This is a genomic window from Chitinophagaceae bacterium (assembly GCA_007695095.1).
In the GTDB taxonomy this organism is placed as follows: domain Bacteria; phylum Bacteroidota; class Bacteroidia; order Chitinophagales; family REEL01; genus REEL01.
The window spans coordinates 1-3,867 of record REEL01000101.1; the positions used below are offsets into that span (position 1 = coordinate 1).

A 3,867-nucleotide genomic window follows, 5' to 3' on the forward strand; every position below is an offset into this window, starting at 1 on the left:
GGAAACCAATAGAAAAAAGGAGTTAGGAATTAAGACAGGAAAGCTGGCTGACCCATGTAAAGAAGTTGAAAGTAGAAAGTTTATAAAGTCTGAAAGGAATAAGGTAGAATTTTATGGAAAAATTATGAGGGAAAATATGCTTCGCAAGTCCCAAGAGCCCAAATTTCAAGAGCCCAATACCCAAGAAAAAGTAGGCACTATGCAGTTTATGGAAAAATTATGATTGCAAATGTATCTAAACTCCACACAGAAAGACCATAAAGAAGTCTTTTAGCAGAAGTAATGCGGCCTTTATTCCTGACTTGGGAGATCTGCTGCTTGAATCTTGCGTGAAAAATTTTACAGTTTTACAAAAAGAAAAAAAACAATAAAAGCAAAAAATAAAACTTTTTTAAACAAATAACATTCTAAAATACTTTGAAATTAAAAATAAAGTTTTTATTATTGATATAGATTTAGTAGTAATTACTTATAGTTTCTACTCTCTGATGTTTTGATAAAGTCACTATCTGTATCTATTTGCACTATCCCCCTGTTATCAAAAATTAGACTTGAAAGGTATTTTTAAAAATTAAAATTACGAATATGAAGTTACAAATCCATTTTTTACTGCTCATACTTGCATTCTCATTCATTACAAACAAAGCTCATGCATGGGAAATACCCGGTGTGCCACAACAGCCTCAATGGTTTATGCCCATAATGTTTGAAGATGCGACAGGGCAAAGAGATACGATATATCTCGGATATGATAGTACATCTACAGCACATTTAACTGGTTTTGATGCTAATTTTGAAACATGGAAGAACTTAGACACAAGTAAGTTTAATGTATATATTCATCAAGCAGGATTTTCACCTGAATTAGTAAAGTATGTAAAAGTTGTGGGCAACTATATACCTAATTACTCAATAAGGTTTGTAAAAGGCGTTTACCCCATTAAAATGAAATGGGTTGACTCACTGATGTATAGTTACAGGCTGCCCTATCCCGAAATTGAAGCGGGTAGGCCTCGGGCAAGAATTGATATGGCTTGTGAATATACAGGAGAACCAGGCTACTTTCCCTGTGGTATAGGTTTTGATATGCCGCCATATATCTTAAGTGACTATGATCATCCTGATTTTAATTCAGAAGCTTGGTATCCCCCCTATGGTTTGGTTCATTCAGACAGTATATATTTTGAAGGCTCAGGATTGTATTTAGCTCAAAATCCGCATTTTTCAAGTGATATTAGATTAACATTACGTCCACACAATGACCCGCTTTCAGTTAATGTTAAGGAAATTGATCCACGACAATTTAAAATATACCCTAATCCATTTGAAAATGATATTTATCTCACAAATAAGACAAACATACTTTCAAAATATAGCATTTATAATGTGTTAGGACGAAAACTGCAAACAGGAATATTAAAAGAAAATTCTAACAGAATTAAAATGGGTGATCATCCTCCGGGAATATACTATATCATCATACATCATGAAAACAATCATTTTACTCAAAAACTTTTAAAACTTTAAGCTATGAAAAATCTAATGCAAACTTTTGGTCTAATATTATTGCTTACTTTCACATTCTTTACAGACAAAGCTCATGCATGGGAAATACCCGGTGTGCCACAACAGCCTCAGTGGTTTATGCCTATAATGTTTGAAGATGCTACCGGGCAGAGAGATACTGTTTATTTAGGATATGACAGTACATATACAATGACAGGCTCAGGAGCATTTGATCCAAATTTTGAAATTTTACATCATTTGGATACATCAAAGTTTGCGGTATATTGGAAGATGGGATTGGGATGGCCAGAAGATAGTGTAAAAAAAATTGAAATTTCAGGTTATAATAAACCAAGTATTTACTTACAATTCAATAAAGGTGTTTACCCCATTAAAATGAAATGGGTAGATTCACTGATGTATAGTGACAGGCTGCCTTATCCCGAAATTGAAGAGGGGAGGCCACGTGCAAGAATTGATATGGAGTGTCGCGGAGAGCCTGGTTACTTTCCTTGTGGCGTTGGCTGGGGCATGCCACCATATATTTTAAGTAACTATAATCATCCGGACTTTAATTCAGAAGCTTGGTACCCCCCCTATGGTTTGGTTCATTCGGACAGTTTATATTTTGAAAGTTCAGGGATGTATTTAGCAGACAACTCTGTTTATGAACCTCGAATAGAACTCACTTTAAGACCACACAATGACCCGCTTGCAGTAAATGTTGAAGAAATTACTCAACAGTATTTGAATATATATCCGAATCCATTTGAAAGTACATTTTATGTTGAAAATCAATCCGGTAAATCTTTAGTGTACACTATTTACAATGTTTTAGGTAGTAAACTCTTATCCGGCAAGTTAAATGATATTACAAACCGCATTACATTAAGCGATTATCCTGCAGGGGTTTACTGGATCAGAATACATCATGAAAATACTCATTTTACTCATAAACTTTTAAAACTTTAAGCTATGAAAAATCTATTGAAAATTTTCAGTTTCTTTTATATTTTTTTGTGCATCTCTTTTGATGTAAATAGTCAGGTTAGTTCAAGAAATGGATATTGGTTGCCTGTTCATGACACTACTAAAATTTTGCTTGTATATGCAGAAGATACAAGCATATCCTCTGATACAGGAACTACACAATGGCCACTTGGTGAGCTTCCAATCAATCCGGATAAATACTTGTCTCATGAAATAACTAATCCAGCGACCTTAGGTTATATTAGTCGTTATTTTTATCTTGCATCATTTGGAAAGTATATTGTGCTGGGAGATTATATGGATACAATTGTATCTGTGAGTTCATCTAATAATGATAATGTTGTTATCAATTTCATAAATAATCTTCCAGGGTCTGATATTTTCACAAAAAACGGATTATCGTTGCATTCCGATGACTTTGACCAATGGGAACATTCCCCCACTGTCCGTAGCGCCCTCGCTACGGACTATTTCATAAAAACCGCAATCATAAAAAACTGCATATCCTGCCGCTCGATTCCAACGAGGAGCCTTGTTAAGGATTCCATAAACTAAGGACACTATATTTTTTTATATCAATTACTGATTAATTTTTTATATTTGAACTATGGCAGGCGGATATAGAATTCACAATCAAAAAGAATTGCATTTTGTAACCTTTCAAATAGTTGAATGGATTGATCTTTTTACAAGGCAACTTTATAGGGACGAAATTATAAGCAACTTCCGTTTTTACCCTGATACGCAAGGATTAAACATTCATGCTTATGTAATCATGTCCAATCATCTGCATGCAATTCTTTCGGCTACACAACCCAAAAATGATTTGAGTTCTATCATCGGACGTTTTAAGAGTTACACTTCCAAGCGGTTAGTAGAATTAATCACTGAAGGTCCTGAAAGCCGGAAAGGTTGGATGCTAAATTTGTTTGCGCATCATGCTGAAAGCCAAAAAAGAAGCAAGAATTTTCAAGTTTGGACACACGACAACCATCCAATTGAATTGGATACACCAGAAAAGTTCAGGCAACGACTGGATTACATACATAACAATCCGGTAAAAGCCGGGATTATTGACAAACCTGAAGATTATCTTTATTCAAGTGCCAGAAATTATGCAGACTTACCTTTTCTGTTTAAAGTAGATTTGGTAGATGAATTGCTGGCAAATTTAAGACCGGGAAAGTATGACTGAATAAACAGTAAAATTGAAAGCCTTAGTATCATGTCTTGTCCGTAGCGAGGGCGCTACGGACAGTGGGTCGCTTAGAAATTAATATAATGTTAAATAGCGAGCACAAAAAATCATATCCTTTTAAAATCAAAACTCCCATTCGCATAACCTTATTAAATTTTCTTTAATGGATTTAT

Annotated in this window: 4 protein-coding genes and 1 pseudogene; all 5 read left to right on the forward strand. The window is 34.5% G+C overall.

The genetic code is table 11. The features are described from left to right. The coding region (locus EA412_06320) for a hypothetical protein (GenBank protein TVR79513.1) at positions 1-223 on the forward strand (223 nt) is incomplete at its 5' end. A 362-nt stretch (positions 224-585) separates the two neighbouring features. Continuing rightward, on the forward strand, positions 586-1,527 hold the full coding sequence (locus EA412_06325; GenBank protein ID TVR79514.1) for a T9SS C-terminal target domain-containing protein: 942 nt from the start codon (positions 586-588) through the stop codon (positions 1,525-1,527). Positions 1,528-1,530: 3 nt separating this feature from the next. Then, the gene (locus EA412_06330) at positions 1,531-2,478 is read left to right on the forward strand and encodes a T9SS C-terminal target domain-containing protein (GenBank protein ID TVR79515.1); all 948 of its coding nucleotides are present in this window, start codon (positions 1,531-1,533) and stop codon (positions 2,476-2,478) included. Positions 2,479-2,481: 3 nt separating this feature from the next. Continuing rightward, complete coding sequence (locus tag EA412_06335; protein TVR79516.1) at positions 2,482-3,051, forward strand: hypothetical protein; 570 nt, start codon at positions 2,482-2,484, stop codon at positions 3,049-3,051. A gap of 52 nt (positions 3,052-3,103) precedes the next feature. After that, positions 3,104-3,622, forward strand: a pseudogene (locus tag EA412_06340) (transposase). Positions 3,623-3,867: the final 245 nt, after the last annotated feature.

What these genes read in the sequence shown, in the direction of transcription:
- EA412_06335 (TVR79516.1), top strand. Translation starts at nt 2,482, where the DNA reads ATGAAAAATCTATTGAAAATTTTCAGTTTCTTTTATATTTTTTTGTGC.
- EA412_06325 (TVR79514.1), top strand. Translation starts at nt 586, where the DNA reads ATGAAGTTACAAATCCATTTTTTACTGCTCATACTTGCATTCTCATTC.
- EA412_06330 (TVR79515.1), top strand. Translation starts at nt 1,531, where the DNA reads ATGAAAAATCTAATGCAAACTTTTGGTCTAATATTATTGCTTACTTTC.